Source organism: Flavilitoribacter nigricans DSM 23189 = NBRC 102662, assembly GCF_002646595.1.
GTDB lineage: Bacteria > Bacteroidota > Bacteroidia > Chitinophagales > Saprospiraceae > Flavilitoribacter > Flavilitoribacter nigricans.
On the sequence record NZ_PDUD01000021.1, the window covers coordinates 286,701 to 305,512 of the forward strand.

At 52.2% G+C, this 18,812-nt stretch carries 14 protein-coding genes; 10 read left to right on the top strand and 4 right to left on the bottom strand.

Annotation, left to right across the window (positions count from 1 at the left end; translation table 11 throughout):
- Positions 1–77 precede the first annotated feature (77 nt).
- Complete coding sequence (locus CRP01_RS16480; RefSeq protein ID WP_099151165.1) at positions 78–3,008, top strand: FAD-binding and (Fe-S)-binding domain-containing protein; 2,931 nt, start codon at positions 78–80, stop codon at positions 3,006–3,008.
- 459 nt (positions 3,009–3,467) lie between these two features.
- Positions 3,468–3,962 (top strand): DinB family protein, encoded by a 495-nt coding sequence (locus tag CRP01_RS16485; RefSeq protein ID WP_170110402.1) that lies wholly within the window; start codon positions 3,468–3,470, stop codon positions 3,960–3,962.
- Positions 3,963–4,051: 89 nt separating this feature from the next.
- On the opposite strand, the gene CRP01_RS16490 is transcribed toward CRP01_RS16485, so the two are convergent.
- Together CRP01_RS16490 and CRP01_RS16495 are read right to left on the bottom strand one after the other, a co-directional pair.
- On the bottom strand, positions 4,052–4,759 hold the full coding sequence (locus CRP01_RS16490) for a DUF6503 family protein (RefSeq protein WP_099151167.1): 708 nt from the start codon (positions 4,757–4,759) through the stop codon (positions 4,052–4,054).
- Positions 4,760–4,901: 142 nt separating this feature from the next.
- Entirely contained in the window at positions 4,902–6,179 is a 1,278-nt protein-coding gene (locus tag CRP01_RS16495) for an MFS transporter (protein ID WP_099151168.1), read from the bottom strand.
- Positions 6,180–6,396: 217 nt separating this feature from the next.
- On the opposite strand from CRP01_RS16495, the gene CRP01_RS16500 reads away from it, so the two are divergent.
- Genes CRP01_RS16500 through CRP01_RS16515 form a run of 4 tightly spaced genes read left to right on the top strand, consistent with a single transcriptional unit; the run spans position 6,397 to position 11,174 of the window.
- The gene (locus tag CRP01_RS16500; RefSeq protein WP_099151169.1) at positions 6,397–6,975 is read left to right on the top strand and encodes an RNA polymerase sigma factor; all 579 of its coding nucleotides are present in this window, start codon (positions 6,397–6,399) and stop codon (positions 6,973–6,975) included.
- A gap of 50 nt (positions 6,976–7,025) precedes the next feature.
- The gene (locus tag CRP01_RS16505; RefSeq protein WP_143473415.1) at positions 7,026–7,499 is read left to right on the top strand and encodes a hypothetical protein; all 474 of its coding nucleotides are present in this window, start codon (positions 7,026–7,028) and stop codon (positions 7,497–7,499) included.
- A 21-nt stretch (positions 7,500–7,520) separates the two neighbouring features.
- A complete protein-coding gene (locus CRP01_RS16510) occupies positions 7,521–8,501 on the top strand; it encodes a FecR family protein (protein ID WP_099151171.1) in 981 nt (326 codons plus the stop codon).
- A gap of 3 nt (positions 8,502–8,504) precedes the next feature.
- The gene (locus tag CRP01_RS16515) at positions 8,505–11,174 is read left to right on the top strand and encodes a TonB-dependent receptor (RefSeq protein WP_099151172.1); all 2,670 of its coding nucleotides are present in this window, start codon (positions 8,505–8,507) and stop codon (positions 11,172–11,174) included.
- A 248-nt stretch (positions 11,175–11,422) separates the two neighbouring features.
- Here CRP01_RS16515 and CRP01_RS16520 read toward each other — a convergent pair whose 3' ends face one another.
- Entirely contained in the window at positions 11,423–11,776 is a 354-nt protein-coding gene (locus CRP01_RS16520) for a nuclear transport factor 2 family protein (protein ID WP_099151173.1), read from the bottom strand.
- 184 nt (positions 11,777–11,960) lie between these two features.
- On the opposite strand from CRP01_RS16520, the gene CRP01_RS16525 reads away from it, so the two are divergent.
- The gene (locus tag CRP01_RS16525) at positions 11,961–12,311 is read left to right on the top strand and encodes a four helix bundle protein (RefSeq protein WP_233752693.1); all 351 of its coding nucleotides are present in this window, start codon (positions 11,961–11,963) and stop codon (positions 12,309–12,311) included.
- Positions 12,312–12,376: 65 nt separating this feature from the next.
- On the opposite strand, the gene CRP01_RS16530 is transcribed toward CRP01_RS16525, so the two are convergent.
- The gene (locus CRP01_RS16530; RefSeq protein WP_099151174.1) at positions 12,377–15,625 is read right to left on the bottom strand and encodes a S41 family peptidase; all 3,249 of its coding nucleotides are present in this window, start codon (positions 15,623–15,625) and stop codon (positions 12,377–12,379) included.
- Positions 15,626–16,045: 420 nt separating this feature from the next.
- Between CRP01_RS16530 and iolG the strand changes: the two genes are divergently transcribed.
- The 3 genes from iolG (at position 16,046) to CRP01_RS16545 (ending at position 18,759) form a co-directional block, all read left to right on the top strand.
- A complete protein-coding gene (gene iolG / locus CRP01_RS16535; RefSeq protein WP_099151175.1) occupies positions 16,046–17,053 on the top strand; it encodes an inositol 2-dehydrogenase in 1,008 nt (335 codons plus the stop codon).
- Between the two features lie 112 nt (positions 17,054–17,165).
- Positions 17,166–18,131, top strand: coding sequence for a sugar phosphate isomerase/epimerase family protein (locus CRP01_RS16540; protein WP_099151176.1), 966 nt, complete (start codon positions 17,166–17,168; stop codon positions 18,129–18,131).
- 385 nt (positions 18,132–18,516) lie between these two features.
- Complete coding sequence (locus CRP01_RS16545) at positions 18,517–18,759, top strand: hypothetical protein (protein WP_099151177.1); 243 nt, start codon at positions 18,517–18,519, stop codon at positions 18,757–18,759.
- The last annotated feature ends 53 nt before the right edge of the window (positions 18,760–18,812 follow it).

Below are 18,812 nucleotides of genomic sequence, written 5' to 3' on the forward strand. Positions count from 1 at the left end.
ATGCCTTTCAATCCATCACCTTAAGTAAGGGATAGTAGCTAAATTCGCTTTCCTTTCCCGCAAGTAAAGCAAATACGATGTCTGATAGCATACCTTTCTCCGAACTGTCCGACCAACTGGAGGGCGAGCTTTTTACCTCCTCACTCTGGCGTACCCTCTACGCTACCGACGGCTCTGTTTACCGGCAGTTGCCGGATGCCGTGGTGTTGCCGCGATCAACGGAGGATATAAAAGCGGTGATCCGTTTTGCCGGAAAGCATCAACTCCCCATAATTCCCCGGGCGGCGGGTACCTCGCTGGCTGGTCAGGTGGTAGGTGAGGGGATCGTAGTAGATATTTCCCGCCACTTCAACCGTATACTGGAAGTCGATGCAGAAGCCGGATGGGTGCGGGTACAGCCCGGCGTCATCCGGGATGAGCTCAATCAATATCTGCGCCCTTACGGTTTGTTTTTCGGCCCCAATACCTCTACGGCCAACCGCTGCATGATCGGTGGTATGGTCGGTAATAATTCCTGTGGATCTACCAGTATTGTCTATGGCTCTACCCGGGATCATGTCCTGGAACTGAAAACGGTGCTGAGTGATGGTTCGGAAGTGAGCTTTCAGGCACTTTCCGGCGAGGAATTTGCCGAAAAGTGCGAATTGGAGGGGCTGGAAGGCGGGATCTATCGTCAGTTAAAGGACGCCTTGAGCGATCCCGCCCGGCAGGAGTCTATCCGCGAGCAATACCCCAAGGAAGGGATCCGGCGTCGCAATACCGGCTATGCCGTCGATCTGTTACTACACAGCAACATATTTGCGGAGGGTGGTCCGGATTTTAACGCCTGCACCCTGCTTTGCGGCTCGGAGGGAACGCTGGCCTTTACGACTGAGATCAAATTGCACCTCAATCCATTGCCGGCTCCCAAAGAAGTGGTCCTTTGTGCGCACTTCACGAGTATCGACGAGAGCCTGCGGGCGGTACAGATCGCGATGGCCCACCAACCTTCGGCCTGTGAACTCATGGATAAGATCATTCTCGACCTTACCAAAAAAAATATCGAACAGCAGAAGAACCGCTTTTTCGTGGAAGGGGATCCGGCCGCCATCCTGATGATCGAGTTTCGGGGAGCTACACCGGAAGAAGCGGAAACCCGGGCCGACACCCTGATCGATGCTTTCCGCGCAGCCGGTTTCGGCTACGCTTTTCCCAAAGTTTTTGCTCCGGCCACCAAAAGAGTGTGGGATCTGCGAAAAGCCGGTCTGGGTATCCTGGCCAATCTTCCCGGCGATCCCAAGGCGGTGGCCTGTATAGAAGATACGGCAGTAGAGATTGCCGATCTGCCGGAATACATTGCGGAATTCTCGGAAATGATGGCGGAGTTCGGCCAGGAGGCGGTGTATTACGCGCACGCCGGAGCGGGAGAGATCCATTTGCGCCCCATTCTCAATCTGAAGGACCGGAAAGACCGGCAACTCTTTTACGATATCACCTACGCGACGGCTCAGTTGGTAAAAAAATATCGAGGTTCTTTGAGTGGTGAGCACGGAGACGGCCGCGTGCGTGCGCCCTTCCTGTCGGATATGATCGGTGCGGACAATTATCAGCTACTGCGTGAGATCAAAAGCACCTGGGATCCGCAGGGGATCTTTAACCCGGGAAAAATTGTCGATGCTCCGCCGATGAATACGACCCTGCGCTATGAGGAAGGCCAGGAAACGCCCGGATACGATACGGCCTTTGATTTCTCCGGGGTAGGAGGTTTGTTGCGGCTGGCGGAAAAATGCAACGGGTCGGGAGATTGCCGAAAGTTATCCTTTGCGGGAGGAGTCATGTGCCCTTCTTACCGGGCTACCCGGGAAGAAAAGGATACTACCCGGGGACGCGCCAACGTGTTGCGGGAATTTCTGACGCGGAATACCAAAGAAAATCCCTTTGATCATCCGGAGATCGCGACGGCCATGGACCTCTGTATTTCCTGTAAGGGGTGTACGGCCGAATGCCCCAGCAATGTGGATATGTCCACGCTGAAATCCGAGTTTCAATACCAGTACCACAAAAGTCACGGCGCTTCGTTCCGCACCCGCTTCTTCAGCCGGATCAGTCGCTACAATCGCCTGGGCTCGCTTTTCCCGGCACTGAGTAATTTCTTTTTGACGAATACTTTGACCGCAGCCTGGATAAAGTCGATCCTGGGAGTTGCGCCCCAGCGCTCTCTGCCTGCTTTGAGCGATCGAAGCTTGTGGAAATGGTGGAACCGGGAAGGAAAGGATCTGCCGGTCAATGCGCCCCACGGCCGCCAGGTATACCTGTTCTGTGACGAGTTTATCAACTATAATGAAGCGGAGATCGGGGAAAAAACGGTACGCCTGCTTTTGCATCTGGGCTACGAAGTGCGGATGATCGCCCACGCAGAAAGCGGGCGGGCGGCTATTTCCAAAGGTATGCTGGATGATGCCCGGCAACTGGCCCGGGCCAATGTAGAGACCTTTTCCGGCAGGATCGACGAACACACGCCATTGCTGGGTATCGAACCCTCCGCCATCCTGACCTTTCGGGATGAATACCCCAACTTATTGCGCGGACAGGCGCAGGAGCGGGCCCGGCAACTGGCTCCCCATTGTTTGCTGGTAGACGAATTTCTGGCCAGAGAAGCCGCGGCGGGTTTTATCCGGAGCGAACAGTTTCATGATGTCTCGCGTAAGATCCTGCTGCACGGCCACTGTCACCAAAAAGCGCTGGGAGACGTGGCGCAGAGCGCTTTTTTACTGAGCCTCCCGGCTAATTATACCGTAGAGGTCATTCCTTCCGGCTGCTGCGGCATGGCGGGGTCCTTTGGTTACGAAGAAGAACACTACGATCTCAGCATGAAGATCGGGGAACTGGTACTTTTCCCCGCGGTAAGGGAAGCGCCGGCGGATGCGGTTATTGCGGCTCCGGGTACCAGTTGCCGCCACCAGATCCGGGACGGGGCCGAAAGGCAGGCGCTACACCCGGTAGAGGTGCTTTGGGATGCGGTAAAATAAAAAGCCATCCGCTGCTACGGATGGCTCAAATAATTGACTAGTATGAAATAAATAAATAATCCTTGAATGTCTTTTAACTGTGGTTTTTTCCAAAGGGCTGCAAAGATCGAAAAAAGATATCAATCAGGAAATACCCAGGCATAAAGCTTAGATTAATTTCCTGTTAACTTTTGTCTCCCTGATTAAGTTCCCCGATAGTTTTGGTAGTGCTCGACCGTAAAACCCTTATGGGCTGGATTCGCCCGTAAATGCAAGGTCGGTCGTAGTTTCGTGTTGCTGCGAGTGAGGATTTAAGGAATGGACGCAACAATTGTGCGGGAGCCTGACAAGAAAAGTGAAAATTCATGATCAAAATGCGGGAACTTTTTCCAGCCAAATACTATTGCTTCCTGTAAATCAAATTTCTGGATGCGGCCGGAGCCAATTATTGATCCTCCGGTTTGCCACAACAACTGGGTCATGTCTAAAACCGCACATCACTTAAAAACCATTATCGATACCATCCGGCCCCGCCTGCAGGCCCTCACCGATGAACAAGCCGCCCGCCGTCCGACTCCGGATAAGTGGAGTACCAAGGAGATCATCGGACATTTGGTGGATTCGGCTTCCAACAACCACCAGCGTTTTATAAGGGCCCAGTTTACGGATGAACTGATCTTTGATGGCTATCGCCAGGAAGAATGGGTGAAACTGCAGGATTATGCGCGTGCCGACTGGCAGAACCTGGTACAGCTCTGGTACTATTTTAACTGGCAAATGGCCCGGGTTATCGCGCGGGTACCCGATCCGGTGCGGCACCAATTGCGGCCCAGGCACAACCTGGACAAGATCGCAATGCGAAAGGTAATGCCGCTAAAATCCGTCTCCCTCGAATATTTTATGGAAGATTACGTCAAACATCTGGAACACCATTTGCAGCAGATCTTTCCGGATTACGAACCGCAACTCCGGTAGTGATACTGGCATTCACAGACCGATAATGATCGGGGCGATCCGTTTTGTTGCCGACCGCCCCGATCCTGATACCCGCTGGGCTCCGTGAGCTACTGCTGTAGGATATCGGCGCCCAGGTACTTATCCTCTTTGTGGGTATACCACTTCCGCTCTTTGGGAAGCCGGAAATTTTTGATCTTTTCCTCTCCTTTCAGGGTGATGTATTCTCCGTCATTAGTGGCTTCGTCGTGATAGAACCGGTAACCGGTCAGGGCGTAGCTGGACGGGTCGAAGTAGAAATACCAGATATCCGATCCCACTTCCGGGGAGTACGTCACTTTAAGCCGGTAGGCAGCTTTGCCCATGAATTCATCCATTTTTACTTCGTGGAGTATCGTTCCCGGGTCGGTCAGTTTCATGGGTAGTCCCCACAGGTAGGTATAGTAATTGCGCATGGTTTTGGCGCGATCGCAGTTGAGGCGATATTTTTCCAGATCTTCCGGGCTGATATCACTGTTGCCGTTGAGCTCGTAGGTGCAATCATCCATGGCAATATTATAGACCAGTTGATTGCCTTCCCGCATCTGATCCAGCCGGAAGGTTTGCTTTTTGAGATCGATCCCGATGGTGGTAGTCCGGTCGCTGCCGCCGGGGCGGGTTTCTTTAAGATTCAGGGTCATTGGCGTTTTTCCCCACTGACCTTTGGGATCGTGGTATTTTATGCTGCGTTCCAGCAGGGTTTCCGCACTTACAGTTTGAGCCCGCAGACCGGTTGCGGTCACCAGGAGTAATAAAAACAGTTGGATGTACATCTTCATGATCTTGATTATTGTAGTCAGGTGAAAATTTGCGCCGGCCGGATAATTGAAGTATTCCCCTCCGGCAACGCTTTCGTATTATTGAACAGTGAAGAAACGACAGTTTTTTATCAGCATTCTCCATTTCATTTCCAATGATCGTTTAATGTCCTACCCGCAACACTTTCTGATCCTTTTGCCGGATCCATACCAAAGGCAGTACCAACAGCAGAACGCAGGAGATTACCGCCAGGCCGATGGCGATGCCGAAAACCTCCACGGCGGCACCCAGGCCTAAAGCAATGACGGCGGACCAGATCGTTTTGATCTGCGACTGGGCCGACAGCGCACTGGCCAGGATATCTTCCTGTACCTGATCGGCGATAAAGGCAGTGCCCATCGGTTTGCGCAGGTTCTCGATCACAAAAACGCCGATATACAGCAGGACGGCCGGAACGATCAATTCCATCTGATAGGCCATGCCACTGCCCATACCGATCAGCAGGCAGGCGGCCATGGTCCAGTTGATCGGCGCGCGCAATTCTACAAAACGATCGGCAATCCGGCCGGCACTCTGGGAGGCACTGGCCGTCAACAGAAAAATAATAAAATAGGCTATACCGATCAGAATGGCCGACCGGCTTTTTTCGGATAGAGCGGTCAGAAAGGGCAAACTCAGGGCGAGCGTCTGTAAAATAGGTTGTAAATAATCTTTTACGGCTTTAAAAAAAGCACTGGACAGGGACACATTGTTGACGGCCCGCAGGATGGATCGATGGCGAAACGTCATGATGAAGGCGCGCCAGATGGTGCGAAATCTAGCCCGGATCGCCTGGCGGTTCTTCCAGGAGGTTTCCGCGCCGTCCAGGTTTTTGGGGTAGGACCAGATCAGGGCCATATCCAGCAGGTAGGGGATGATGGAGAGCAGAAAAACGGACGTATAGTTTCTACTCCAGACCACGACTACTGCGGCCAGCAGGGAGGACAAAGCCGAACCCCGCTGCGACCAGGCCCGGGTATGGCCGTAATAGTGGACTTTCTGGTCCGACCAGCCCTGTATCTGCAGATAGGTAAAGATCATGGCTTTGTGTACACCGCTTCGAAATGCGTCTCCCATGGCGTAGAAGACCATAGCGAGCAGGAGAAACCCGTAGGCTTCGGCTGCGTAAAAAATAAAGAAGGAAACGATATAGAATAAAAAGGCCAGGATCATGGTACGGCGGCGGCCGAAGGTGTCAGCGAGGAAACCGGAAGGTATTTCCATCAGGTTAATGGCCACTTCCCGGACTGCGTAGAGGGTGCCGATCTGCCAGTAACTCACCCCCTTTTCCAAAAAGAACAACAGCAGGAAGGGCTCAAAGAAACGGAGGTTCTTCAAGAAGCCGTAGGCACAGAATTTCCAGAATTGCCGGTTCTTTTTAAACGTTTGCGGTTTGGGCATGTCTTAGTTACCAGGTGAGTATTGCGCAGTTTTACAAAAAAAATGAAAGGTGGTATATAGCTGATGCATTGCTTCTACGTTTGTTAACACAGGCTGCCGGGAAAGCAGGATCTTGGCGGCGATTACCGTATACCAGGTCAATATACACTTTCTGGAAAATTCTGTAAATCCAAAAATCCTGTAAATTCTGTTCCGGGCTTATTATTTTCGCGAACTCATGATAACCGATCAGCAACTTTGGCAAAAATTAAAGGATGGTCACGAAGATGCCCTGGAGCAAATTTACCGGGAGCATGTGGACGCCCTTTTGCGGTACGGTGGACAATTCTGCCGGGATGCCAGTCTGATCGAAGATTGCCTGCACGATCTCTTCGTGGACCTTTGGCGCAACCGGGAAGGCCTCCGTGATAACGATAATATTCGCCCCTATCTACTGGTGGCCCTGCGCCGGAAACTGATCCGTCAGATCGGGAAATTACAGAAAACCCAGAACGAAAGAGATACCCGGGAGGTCGATTTTCTCGCCGAGCCGGCTATTGACGAGTCGATTATCGGACGGGAGATCTCCGAAGCCAACGCCCGGGCCCTGAAGCAGGCGATGGCGCAATTGAGCAAACGCCAGCGGGAAGTGCTGTACCTAAAGTACTTCGAAGATATGAGTTACGAGGATATTTGTGAAGCGCTGGGCATCAATTATCAGTCGGTCCGAAACCTGGTATCTACCGGGATCAAGGCCCTGAGAAAGTACCTGACGGTGCTCTGGCTAATTTTTTTGAATTTTTTCCTTGCAAATTGAGTACAAAACCGGCCGGCCGGTCTTATACAGATAAAAGCATCTGGATAAGCATGAAATATTTAAAGTTTTTGCTGCTTTGGGGAGGGTTACTGAGCCTGGGGTGTGAGAAGGAAACGACAACGATCGCCAACATCTATATCGACGAAGATCTGGCGCCTTACTTTGAGCGTTTTCAGGAAGAGGGGAGTAGCCGGGGAGTGACGGTAGATTTTGAAATAGCGAATATTTCGGCCTATTTAGAAGATATTCCGGAGGCTAATGTTTCCGGGCAGTGTTATTACAATACCGACGAACCCAACCGCCTGGTGATCGATATGTCCTTCTGGCGGCAGGCGTCGGATATCCGAAAGGAATTTGTCATATTCCACGAACTGGGGCATTGTTTCCTGAAAAGAAGTCATCTGGAAACGACCCTTTCGGATGGCACCTGTGCCAGTATGATGCACAGTGGCCTCAGCGGTTGCCGGAATGCGTACAACAGTGTAACCCGCTCCGGCTATCTGGACGAGTTGTTTTTAGAGTAAACGAAGTTTTAACTTCAGCATATGAAAGATATTTACCAAAACTACGATGCGGTACAGCTCGCGGCGGATGAGGACTTCATTCGCTGGGTGAAGAACGGTACGCCCGAAGCGAACGCTTCCTGGCAAAGCTGGCTCGATCGCCATCCGGAAAAACGGGAGGAGGTGGAAACCGCTCGGGTTTTGGTACAGCGCATCCGGTTTGAGCCCGCAAAACCCGCGGTAGATACCGATCGACTGTGGGCGCGGATCCAGGCGGACAAGGATAAGCCGGCTGTGGTGAAACCCGTCGGTGGACGCCGTCGCTTTTTATTCGGCATGGCGGGAGCAGTGGCGGCGGCCATCGCCCTGATCCTGTTCATCGTGTTCGGTATCGAACGGCCGAATCTGGTAAGTACGGAATACCAGGAACATCTGGCGGTGACGCTGCCGGATCAGTCCCAGGTCCAGCTCAATGCCGCCAGTACCCTGAGCTATGATGATAGCGGTCGCCGGATCGAGCTGGACGGAGAAGCTTTTTTTGCCGTTGAAAAGGGCAGTTCCTTTGTAGTGAAGACGGATCGGGGAACGGTTGAAGTGCTCGGTACGCAGTTTAATGTCTACAGCCGGAACGATCGTTTTCGGGTCAAATGCACCGAGGGGCGCGTGCAGGTAACTGCGCCCGGAGATGCGGACGGGGTGATCCTTACTCCCGGAATGGCCTGCGAACTTGGGGCCGACGGCCGACTGGTGGTGGAAAATCTAAGCGGCCTGGAGGCGGAAGTAGACTGGCTAAAGGATATCTATCGCTTCGACAATCAGCCCCTGCGTGCAGTATTTGAAGAAATAGAACGCCAGTTTGGCGTAAAAATAGAAGCCGATGCATCGATCTCCTCCATCAATCATGTCGGCTTTTTTGAGGGAAATAGCCTGGATTCAGCACTATTCCAGGTCACGCTGCCCCACAATCTGGAATCGTCTATTGAAGGAAAAAAAGTAAGCATTAAGCAAGCAGATACCGAGTAAGGTATGAATACAGGCCTATTACGGTGGATCTTTTTCGCCACGTTTTTGCTGCTCACCCTGGAGAGCAAAGCGCAGTCCACCCTCATGCCTTATCACCTGGAAGTAAAAGCGGGGCAAAGCTTGCTGGATGCTATCCAGCAACTGGCGGAGGATTATCAGATCGATTTTGCCTATGCCCCCGATGTGCTGGCCAAAAAGGTATTGGAACCAACTTCTATCTCAGCGCCGGATATGGAATCATTGCTTCGCCAGTTGCTGGCCACCGAAGCGGTTCAGTACCACAGGGTCTCCGCTGATCGCTTTTTACTGCGGAGCCTGCAACTGAGATCTAGTGATGCCACCGACCAAACCCTCTCCGTTAGCGGACAAATACTGGATGCCGCAACGGGTACTCCCATGGTAAACGTAGCCATCGCACTGGATACGATGAACCTGGGCACTATGACCGACGAACAGGGCCGGTTTGCGTTGAGCTTACCGGCCAATTTAAATGGGAATGCCGTCTGGATCTACCATATCGGGTATAAAACCAAACACATTCCGGTAGCGAAATTCGCCGGCGAACCGCTTATTCGCCTGCAGTCCGATCCTTTGCCGCTGAATGAGATCCTGATCGTTGACCGGCTTCCCGATCTGACGACCTCCCTCTCGGACGGCAGTATTAGCCTTCGGCACGAAGGGATCGACGGCCTGAATGCCTCCACGCTGGCCGGAAATGACATCCTGCGGCGGGTACAGTTGCTGGCCGGAGTAAGTGCGGATGACGATCTGAGCAGCGATATCCGCATCCGGGGCAGTAATGCGGATGAGACCCTGATCATCCTGGACGGTATGCCGCTCTATAAAGTCGACCATTTTTACGGGGTATTCAGTGCTTTGAACAGCAGTTATCTGGAAGAGGTAAAATTGTATAAGAATGTACTGCCGATCCAATACGGGGGGCGTACCGGGGGGATGTTGTTGATGCGGTCTGCCGACGAGATCACTACCTTGTCCGGGCAGGCGGATCTCAATCTCCTGTCTGCGGCGCTTACGATGGATGTACCGCTGAGCAAGCAGATCGGCGTCAGTTTCAGCGCCCGGAGTTCGCATACCAATCTGGCCAACTCCAAATTCTTCGATTGGGTCGACCGGGATGTGGATAATTATTTTGACAGCGAATCGCTCGATAATCGTCCGGATATTCTGACGACGAATCCGGATTTCGGCTTTTCGGACTGGAACGGGAAATTGTTGTTCCGACCCAGCCAGACCTCCCGCCTAGCCGTTAATTTTTTCCAAAGCAAGGACGATTACCTCAATACGTACTACAACCGTTTCGGCAATACCCGGTTCAATCAGGAGCGGGTTGTCTTTGAGGAAGATTTTCGGGATCAGCAAAGCTGGCAAAACACAGGGACCAGTTTGCAGTATTCCAGTCAGTTAGGACAGGACTGGCAATTTGATCTGGAGGGCTTTTACACCCGCTATCAGTTTGAGGAGAAATTAAATGCCGCCCTTAGCCGGACGTCAATGGCCCTGGGGACCCAGACCAATTCTCTGGAAAATAAGCAGTTCAACCTTGTCGAAAATACCGGTGCCAGAAGCCTGCTGACCAAAACCTATGACGATTCCCACAAGCTTGAACTGGGCGGCAGCTGGAACCAATATCGCACCGAGTTCGCCATTGCTTCCGAACTGGATACTCTTCTGAGTAGCGAGCGGCAATCATTCGATGTGCAGGCTTTCGCCAATTATCAATGGTCGCCGGCGCCGGGACTGGAACTTTCCGCCGGAGGACGATTGAATTACTACGATCAAACCGGCGGTTTTTATCTCGCTCCCCGCCTGACGGCCAATTACCGCCTGGAATCCGGATTTGCCCTGAAGGGAGCGTACAGCATCAATTACCAGTTCATTCGCGAACTGACCCATGAGAACCGACTGGGCCAGTCCGTCAATCTGGTCGTATTGAGTGATGACCGTCGTTTTCCGGTCGGCCGGTCTAACAACCTGATGCTCGGCGCTAACTACCAGATCAGGCACTGGTTGTTTGATGTGGAGTTTTATAATAAACAACTGGCAAATGTAATTGACCACTCTTCTCCGGTACCGGGATTCGGCAATGATCCATTGCGCCCGGGCACCCGGCAGAACTACACCATTTTTGTGGGAGAGGGAACCGTCAACGGAGTGGATCTCACGGTGGGCTGGGACTATCCAAAATACCAGGGGCATCTGGCGTACACCCTGAGCAAATCGGTCAATCGTTTTCCCCAGATCCAGCGGGGAGCGCCGATCCCGGCCCGGGATGACCGGCGGCATCAGTTCAAGTGGGTGAATAATTACCGTTGGGGGCGGTTCAATTTTTCGGCTAATTACATCTACAGTTCCGGTCGGCCGTATTACGATCAGCGGATCATTCAGGGAGACCGGAGGAGGGATAATATCCGCTGGCTACCGAGTTATCAGCGGCTCGACGTGGGAGTGGATTACAAGTTCAATATCGGGAGTATGAAAGCTAAAATGGGGCTTTCCGTATTCAATCTTACCGACAACGCCAATGTCAAATATCTGCAGTTTATCTATTCAACCAATTCCGAAGAAACCAATCGGATCACCAACCGCATCATCGGCAGCCAGACCGATCTGCTGGACCGGACGCTCAATTTGAGCTTTGGGCTGGAGTTCTAAAAAAATTACCGCTAAGGTGAAGGAACGGCAGCAACCCAACAGCACCCGCTTTTATCAATAGGGATAATGCGGGCTAGTGGTCTTTTACGCTTTTATTCAGTCACCCCAGCGGTAAAAACAAACCTTACTGAGATTGGACGTGGTCGGTAGATCCAGAGCATGCAGCAAACTCGGTCTTTGGCCTTACAAAAACAGAGCGCCTGCTTTGCTCAGAGATCCGCGAGCAGCCCGGGTCTTTAAAATATGTTCTAATAGTAAAATTGCTCTTGTACGATCTTTCCGTCATTCACTTCGTAAACACAAACTTCGTCCATTTTCATACGGTTACCGTCCTGCATAGTGATGTCCATTCCCATGGTGCAGGCAAAGAAATTTCCCGCTACGATGGGATCGGAAACGTAGCTGTCGTGAAATTCCTTGACCCCTTCCTGAAAAAGTTTGGACCTTTCTTTGATGGCATCCAGCCCCTCGGTATTGGGCTGTTTGGTGTGAGCGGGTTCAACGGTAATGGCGTTCTCTGCGAATAGTTCATCGTAGGCCAGGTCATTTTGGCCGGCACGGCAGATCTCTACCAGTCGGTTGGCGATTTCTTGAGTAGTCATAATTACAGGTGTTTTTGGTTGATTACAGGGAGGCTAAAGATACGGTTTTTTGCTAGTTTTTAAAGTATTTGTTTTTTATTTTTTGGATTGAACTTTTTTGTAGATTTGGGAGAGGTGTCAGGGGAGAGGTTTCAGGTGTCAGGGGAGTAAGGGGTTATTTCTTAATTTCTAAAAATTCGCGCTCATGATTAAAAATTTTAAAAACCTCGAGATCTGGAATCGGTCCAGAGCATTGACCAAAACCATTTATTTACTGACCAAAACTTATCCGCAGGAAGAAAGGTTCGGCCTTGTTTCCCAATTGAATCGGGCCTCCGTTTCTATTCCATCCAATATCGCCGAAGGCTGTGGCCGGAACAGCAGCAAACAGCTCAGACATTTCCTGAATATAGCAATCGGCTCCATCTGTGAAATAGAAACGCAGATCTATCTTAGCTTCGATCTCGGTCTCATCCCAAAAGAAAAAAAGGAATCTTTAGTAGACGAGATCACCCAAATTCGAAAAATGATCATCGGCTACCAAAGATCCCTTTAATTAGCTAAAACCTCGCTCCCCTCGCTCCTGCCCCCTCACTCCTGACACCTCGCTCCTCACCCCTCCTAAGGCTTAATCACCCGAGACCGATCTTCCTGCTTCGGTTCTTCCGGATGGATAGGTCCTTTTTCCTTCACCATTTTCATTACTTCGGCAATGGCCTGTTCCAGTTGCGGGTCGATACCTTTGGCCAGTTTGGTAGGATCCTCTTTTACTTTAATGTCCGGATCTACACCGTGTCCCTCCTTGAACCAGGTACCGTCCGGGTTGTACATCCGGAAAGTAGGCACGGTAACGGTACCGCCATCGATGAGCGTAGGTGCACCGGAAATACCGATCAGGCCACCCCAGGTACGGTCTCCGATGAGGGGACCGAGTCCGGCTTTTTTGAAGTAGTCCGGGAAGGCATCACCGCCCGATCCGGCCCATCCGTTGATCAGCATGGCCATGGAGCCGAAGTTGCCGACTGGCGGCCACTGCCAGTTCTTGCCGTCGCGGACCGACCAGTAGGCCAGCGGTTTGCGGTTTAGTAGTTCGATGAAGCGATCCGGGATCTGTCCGCCGTTGTTGAAGCGTTCGTCCACGATCAGGCCGGGTTTATCCCACTGGCCGTAAAATTGGCGGACCAGTTCGTTCTGGCCATCCACTCCGGTGCTGGGTACGTAGATATAGCCAAGCTGACCGTTGGATGCTTCTTCCACGCGTTTGCGGTTCTGTTCGATCCAGGCGAGGTTGCGCAGACGGGTCTCGTCCGGTATGGTTTTGACCACCACCTGGCGGGTATCATCCCAATTGGGACTCTTGCTGACGGTCAGTTCCACCGTTTCGTTGGAGAGCCCTTCAAATGCCGCCCAGGGATCGGGATAATCTGCAAGTGCCATCCCGTTAACGGCGAGGATATAGTCGCCGGCTTTGATGTTGACGCCCGGTTCGTCCAGTGGAGAGCGGACTTCATTGTCCCATTCGGCTCCCCGGATAATCTCCTTGACCTTGAACTGGCCGTTCTCTTTGGCCCAGTCGACGCCCAGGTATCCGACGGCCTTCCGGTCCGGTGATTCCTGATCCCCACCACCGCGGTAAGTATGGGAGGCATTCAGCTCACCGATCAGCTCTCCGAGGATGAAGTTGACGTCATTGCGGGTGATGGCGTACTGGATCATATCACCGTACTGCTTGCGCATGGCCGGCCAGTCTACACCGTGCATTTTTTTATCGTAGAAAAAGTCCCGCTGGAAACGCCAGGCATCGTTGAAGATCTGGGCCCATTCTTCCCGGGGATTGACCGTCATTTCCATTTTTTTCAGGGAAAGATTGTCTTCCAGCTTTTTGTCGGCGCCGAGGTCGATGATGCCGGAATTATTACCCTGGCGCACCAGTAGCTTTTTCCCATCGGCGCTGAGTTCGTAACCATTCACTTTTTTCATGATGGTCTTTTCTTCCTTTTCCTTCAGGTCGAAATACATAAGCGCATTGTCTTCGCCCGACGTCCCGGTATTGGGATAGCGTTGGAAAACGATCTTGCCCTTGGCCGCAGAGAGGTTGCCCATATTGCCGGCACTGGGCGGCAGAATAACGAGGCGGCGTTCGAAGTTGTCAAAATCGATACCGACGGAAATTTCCTCGTCGTCTTTTTTATCGTCCTTATCGTCCTTTTTTTCTTCCTCGGTTTCCAGTTGAATGGCTACCGTATCGTTCTTGGCCGCCAGGGGTGAAGTCACCTCATCACGGAGCGGAATGGCCGCCAGTTGGGTGGCATTCGGATAGGTCCAGGAATTATCGAAATCACTGTAAACCGGACGGAAGGAACGATTGGTCAGCAGAAAGAGATAATCGCCTTCCCGGTCAAAGGTCGGATTGACATCCGAATAGAAACCGGAAGTGGCCTGGGTCAGTTTATCCGCTTCCGTGTCGTAGATCATGATGGCCCCGTTATTGTTATCCTGGGATTTGCTGTAGGCCAGCCATTTGCTGTCCGCGGACCAGCTCGGGGTCCAGCCGCGTAAACCACCCTCAAAAAGGCTCAGGTCCTGATCGATCTGGCGGATTGAGTTGGTCGCCATATTGTACACATTGATGTGCATGGTCTGATCGACGAAAGCGAGTTTTTTGCTATCCGGAGACCAGTAAAGCTGGTAGCGGTACCCGGGGCCGAGATTGGTCAGTTGCTTCTCCTGGGCCCCTTTGCTCATATCGCGAACGGTGAGCTCGTATTCCCCACTCTTATCGCTCCAGTAGGCAATATAACGGCCATTGGGTGACCAGGCCGGGAAACGCTCGGCTACGCCCGAAGTGCGGGTCAGGTTCTGAATAATTCCTTCTTCTTTAGGCAGCGAGAAGATCTCACCACGGGCTTCCACTATGGCGCGATTACCGTCGGGGGCAATAGCCATGTTCTGTACATAATCCTCCACGCTTTCTTTGCGGGGTTTTACCGTGATCAGATCGGAAACCACCTGGATGTCCACTTCCCGGACGGCTTCGGTGGCGAGATCGAGTAATTGCAGTTTACCGCCGGCTTCAAAGACGATCTCCTTGGGGCCGTCGGCCGGGAAATGCACATCGAATTCCGAAAAATTGGTCAGCTGTTTGCTGCTTTTACTGCGGGTATCGTACATCCAGATATTGAATCGCTGGTTGGGGCCCTGGTCCGACAGGAAATATACTTTGTCGCCTACCCACATCGGCAGTTCGTCGTTAGCCGCATTGTCGGTGATGTTCTCCGATTCCATGGTCTTGAGGTCGAAGAGCCATACGTCTGCGGCCATACCACCGCGGTATCGCTTCCAGGTACGCAGGATGCGGGACCGATCGGTAAAGGCGATCTTTTGTCCGTCGGGGGAAACGCTTCCGAACTCTCCGTAAGCCATCGGCAATTTCTCGGGCAATCCACCGGTAGCGGGGATCTTGTAGAATTGCGAAAAGCGTTGTTTACCGCTCTCCATAGCGGATACATACAGCAGGTGCTTGCCGTCCGGGAACCAGCCCAATAGCCGGTCGGACATCCCGTGGTGGGTCACCCTTTGCGGGATACCGCCCATACTGGGCAGTACGTAAATGTCGGTATTTCCGTCGTAGTTGCCGGAAAAAGCGATCTGGCTGCCGTCCGGCGAAAAGCGGGGAAATGATTCGTTGCCTTTCGGCGAACTGAGCTTGGTAGCTGTTCCCCCGGATTTGGGTACCACCCAGACATCCCCGCCGTAGGCGAAGGTAATGTGGGTATCGGATACGTCGGGGTGTTGAAAGAGTCTGGCATTGATCTGAGCAGACAGGAATGTGGCAGAGAGAACTCCTGCCAGAAGTAAGCATAGCCTCATTGGTAAATCAGTTAGGTGATAAAAAAAACAGTTAGGTGGCAGACCGCTACCAGTCGGTGCAGGATCGGTCGTATTTGAGAGGCTGCTGAAAACTGATAGGCGATTACCAAGTAACTGAGACGTAATTATACTGACGTAAAATTGATTTGGGATTTTCCCAGACCACTTCGCGTCAAGTATAGATTGGCTATGAAATTACGAAGTTTTTCGGACCTGACTGATCCCGGTACTTTGAAATCTACGGACGTATAGCTTTCCTCTATCAATGGTGCAAGGATATTGAGGAAAATCTGGCGGCGCGGAGTTCTGCTCCTCAACAGGCGGGAACCGGATCTGACGGCGGGAAAAGGCCGCCCCGGATACTCTTTGTACCAGTGTGTGCCGAATTCTTTAAATTTACCTGTAAATCAAGATTGAAGTATGAAAGCATTTAAAGTGGCGGTACTCGGATTGGGGCGTATTGGACAGATCCACGCAAAAAATCTGCAGCAATTATTTCCGGATCTGAGCCTGCAGGTGATTACTTCCAGTGACACGGGGCGCAATTTTGCCGAAAAGAACCATTTCCCGGAGATCGGGGATGATTTCGAACGATCACTGCAGGATCCCGGTGTAAAAGCAGTGGTGATCTGTTCGCCCAGCGATACGCATGCGCACTACATCAAACGGAGCGCCGCCGCGGGGAAAGCGATCTTCTGCGAAAAACCACTGGACCTCTCGCTCGAAGTGATCCGGGAGATCGATGAAGCGGTGCGCACGGCCGGAGTACCCCTCATGCTGGGCTTCAATAAACGTTTTGATCCCCATCTGGGAGCTCTGAAAAGATCTCTACAGGCCGGAAAGATCGGGCGGCCGAATATTTTGAGGATCACCAGCCGGGACCCGGCGCCCCCGCCCATTTCCTATATCGAATCTTCCGGAGGTATTTACATGGATATGATCATTCACGATTTCGATACGTCCCGCTTTTTGCTGGAAAGTGAAGTGACCTCCATTTTCACCCGGGCCGCAGTGCGGGTAGATCCGGCTATCGGTGAAGCCGGCGATGTGGATACCTCGGTATCTATTCTCACGTTTGAAAACGGCGTAATGGCCACCATCGACAACAGCCGCCAGGCTGCCTACGGTTACGACCAGCGGGTGGAGATCCTGGGATCAGATGGCATGCTCCAGATGAATAATATTCCGGTAGATACGCACTTGGTATTCGGCCGGCAGGGGGCCAGTCAGCCGCCTTATCTGGATTTTTTCCTGGAGCGTTACGCAGCGGCCTACCGCGAAGAGATGCGGGTTTTTATCGAGGCACTGCGCCAGGGACATGCCATGCCGGTAGGCGTGGAGGATGGTCTGCGGTCTACGGCTATAGCGATTGCCGCCAAACGTTCGCTGGACGAAAACCGTCCGGTGGAAATGAAAGAGATCCTGTAACCCGGGAGCCATAATGCACTTCCGATCAGAAGCGGTAATTTAAAAAGCCTACTGATCCGGATTTTCCCTTTATTTTTAACACAAGTATTTTTCCATAGTAAAAACAGAAACGATGAACCAAAGATCAAACGGCCGGCGCAAGGCACTGGCCAGTCTGGCCGCCATCGGCGGAACTACGCTGCTTTCTTCCACTGCCTACGCCCGGGAAAGACGCCCGGAAGGCTCACCCAAAAAAGATAAGACCTTCACCTTTTGCCTGAATACCAGTACCATTATGGGGCAAAAACAGGGCATCGTCAAGGATATTCAGACGGCGGCCAAAGCCGGATACGACGGCGTGGAGATCTGGATCAACGCCCTGCAGCAATATCTGGAAGATGGCGGAAATCTGCGCGATCTTAAGATGATGAGCGATGACCTGGGCATCAAGATCGAAAATGCGATCGGATTTGCGCCCTGGGTCGTGGATGATGTTACCAAGCGCAAGGCCGGGCTGGAACAGGCCAAAAAGGAAATGGACATGCTCGCGGGTGTCGGCTGCTATCGCCTGGCTGCGCCTCCTGCCGGCGCTACGGATATCGGCGGACTTGATCTGGATGCCGTTGCCGAGCGTTTTTGCGATCTGATCGAAGTGGGGAAAGATTCGGGCGTTATCCCCCAACTGGAAGTGTGGGGTTTTTCCAAGAACCTGAGCCAACTGAAGGAAGTGCTGTACGTGGCGGCCGGTTGCGGCCATAAGGATGTGCGCATTCTACCGGATATTTACCACCTTTACCGCGGCGGCAGTGGTTTTGACAGTCTGCAGCTGATCAGTGGTAAGGCAATCGAAGTATTCCACATGAATGACTATCCGTCCAGTATCGCTGCGGCCAATATCCAGGATAAGGATCGTATCTATCCCGGCGAAGGCAATGCCCCCACCACCCAGGTGATCAAGACCCTGCAGGAGATGGGTGGCCCGAAAGTACTGTCACTGGAGCTTTTCAACCGCGGATACTGGGAACAGGATGCGCTGAAGGTAGCCAAAACCGGACTGAAGAGAATGAAGGATGTAGTGAAGACGGCAACGAAGGCCTGATCCCATCCGGCAGTTTCTATTAAAATAAGACCCAAATGGGTTTTGCGGACGGAGTTCCGTATATGGGCATGGATCATGCAGTCAGGGGTTAAAACTGGAAGGAATGTGCCTTTGGATAGAAAATGGGGTAGCAAAATGACCATTTCCCGGCTTAGCGTGCTGCAGGTACGCAATGTGGTTTCACACGGCGGACCTACGGCACGCTGAGCCTGGCGAATTATTGGAAGGGCTACCTATATTTCGTTCCTTCTGGACTTTTAACTCCTGATTCACGTTCCGTAGCTTACTTTGACAAATGCTGAAACAGCACCTTCAAACAAGCGTATCAATAAAGTAACCGGGGAATGCCGGAGCCGGCTGACCCTCCCGATAAAAATGAAACACTATGGCAGTCATCATTCAACACGTGAAAAGTGATAAGCAGTACATCCTGCTGGGCAGCGGCCTGGGAATGTACGAATCTACCAAACCCAATTGGCTGTTGGGCGATTTGGTCGGGGATACCAGCTCCGGTAGTCTAAAGGCAATCTGCGCTTGTGACCTGGAGGGCAACATCACCTGGCTGATCCCCGAAGAGTTCAGAGTAGTCAGCGTTGACGGAAAATCTCCGGAAGAACTTTTGGGGTGATCGGGCATTCGCGATGGAGGTCAGCCGGTTGCGTTAAATCACAATAATGACAT

Coding starts and splice junctions, on each gene's coding strand:
- CRP01_RS16480 (WP_099151165.1), top strand. CDS start 78: ATGTCTGATAGCATACCTTTCTCCGAACTGTCCGACCAACTGGAGGGC.
- CRP01_RS16485 (WP_170110402.1), top strand. CDS start 3,468: ATGTCTAAAACCGCACATCACTTAAAAACCATTATCGATACCATCCGG.
- CRP01_RS16490 (WP_099151167.1), bottom strand. CDS start 4,759: ATGAAGATGTACATCCAACTGTTTTTATTACTCCTGGTGACCGCAACC.
- CRP01_RS16495 (WP_099151168.1), bottom strand. CDS start 6,179: ATGCCCAAACCGCAAACGTTTAAAAAGAACCGGCAATTCTGGAAATTC.
- CRP01_RS16500 (WP_099151169.1), top strand. CDS start 6,397: ATGATAACCGATCAGCAACTTTGGCAAAAATTAAAGGATGGTCACGAA.
- CRP01_RS16505 (WP_143473415.1), top strand. CDS start 7,026: ATGAAATATTTAAAGTTTTTGCTGCTTTGGGGAGGGTTACTGAGCCTG.
- CRP01_RS16510 (WP_099151171.1), top strand. CDS start 7,521: ATGAAAGATATTTACCAAAACTACGATGCGGTACAGCTCGCGGCGGAT.
- CRP01_RS16515 (WP_099151172.1), top strand. CDS start 8,505: ATGAATACAGGCCTATTACGGTGGATCTTTTTCGCCACGTTTTTGCTG.
- CRP01_RS16520 (WP_099151173.1), bottom strand. CDS start 11,776: ATGACTACTCAAGAAATCGCCAACCGACTGGTAGAGATCTGCCGTGCC.
- CRP01_RS16525 (WP_233752693.1), top strand. CDS start 11,961: ATGATTAAAAATTTTAAAAACCTCGAGATCTGGAATCGGTCCAGAGCA.
- CRP01_RS16530 (WP_099151174.1), bottom strand. CDS start 15,625: ATGAGGCTATGCTTACTTCTGGCAGGAGTTCTCTCTGCCACATTCCTG.
- iolG (WP_099151175.1), top strand. CDS start 16,046: ATGAAAGCATTTAAAGTGGCGGTACTCGGATTGGGGCGTATTGGACAG.
- CRP01_RS16540 (WP_099151176.1), top strand. CDS start 17,166: ATGAACCAAAGATCAAACGGCCGGCGCAAGGCACTGGCCAGTCTGGCC.
- CRP01_RS16545 (WP_099151177.1), top strand. CDS start 18,517: ATGGCAGTCATCATTCAACACGTGAAAAGTGATAAGCAGTACATCCTG.